Consider the following 1,428-nt stretch of genomic DNA (forward strand, 5'->3'; position numbering starts at 1 on the left):
GTCACGTAAGGGTGACTTGAGACAAATCTTTGACTGTTTACATCAAAATCTCCAAGCTTTGCTAGTGAGACGGCATGATTACTATCATCGGTTTTAATGACAAAGGCAGTCAGACGATCATCAGGAACGGTTAAGGGTACATCATAGCGTGCTCCAGCCCACCCGATTTTGGCGCCCTTCATGGAATAGGAGGTTTGTGCTTGAATATCAGCGGTAGGATAACCGTTTTCTGTACTGACCAAATCAATCACCAGATCATGGTTTTGATGACCAATTTTACAAAGATGGAAATCAACCCCCGTGATTTGTCGTGTTTCATCGGGAGTAAAGACTTGCGCTTGTGGGTCTACTTGTGTCCATATCTTCACCGTGGTAGTACGCCGCATCACTTTCACATCAATCACACCTTGTCCGGTAAAAAGTCCCGTTGCAATGGTTCCACCTTTTCCCCGTGCCACAACATTTTTTGTGCCAGCCGTAATGTTTTGTGGAATCGTGAAAGCGCCTTCAAGAGCGCCATCGGGAGATGTAAAACAATAATAGATTTTTTGTAAAATATCCACGCCATCAAAGGTAAAGCTTTCTAATTTTTCCCCTTTGCCAAAACCTTCAATTTTAAAGGAAAGGGTAATTTGTCTTAAGAAATCAATTTGTTCTCGGATTTCATTGACCAAGTCATCACGCACTTCTGTGTTACGGATAGTTCTCCCGCGATTCCATCCCATATTAAGTTGATTGGTGACACTTGAGAGCCAATCGGTGCGCTGTTCGTGCCAAAAGTCTGTTGCGGGTTCAAGGGTTACTGTACCAGGCAAGGTCGCAAAATTTTGATAGGGGTTGATTTTTTCGCAAGCCGTTGTCAACTCTTGCGCAATGATCACTTCATTTGTCCAGTCAAGGGTAACGGGCGCTGTTAAGGGGGCGGTGTAAAAGGTTGGATCAATGGCAAGCTGTAAAATGCCATGACCAATAGCCCCTGTTTGGGGAACCCCTTCATCGCGATAATTGTCATCGAGAAAAGGGTCAACAAACATGCCTTTTTTGGCAACAGGCTCTTTAGAGTCAACATTGTTTTTAATGCGCTCTAATTGCATCAACCGATCAAGAGAGAGTATCCGTTGAAAATAACGCCACATCTCATCATAGGGGGCAACACGCGTGCCATCATTGACCACTTGGGGGGGGCTAAGCCAATTATTGGTAATGGTAGCAAGAGAGAGCACATCATCAGGGACACTGGGTGCCATGGGTTGGTCTGAAGAAATCCCTTTGATATAGACGACATTGCCCCCTGTGTTGAGACCAATACGGTCAATGCGGGGGAGTTTATAAGTGTAACTGACGATAATATCACCACCCTCCGCACCCCCTGATACTGTAATTTCCTGCGCTGTTACCTTATCAGCCGTGATTTTTGCACGATAGCGA

Annotated in this window: 1 protein-coding gene; it reads right to left on the minus strand. The window is 45.1% G+C overall.

The genetic code is table 11. From position 1 onward, the window contains the following. The coding region (locus ACFIL2_RS06520) for a DUF4815 domain-containing protein (RefSeq protein WP_375681713.1) at positions 1-1,428 on the minus strand (1,428 nt) is incomplete at both ends.

Origin of the sequence: Bartonella sp. AP30XZML (genome assembly GCF_042195945.1) — a bacterium.
Classification (GTDB): Bacteria; Pseudomonadota; Alphaproteobacteria; order Rhizobiales; family Rhizobiaceae; genus Bartonella.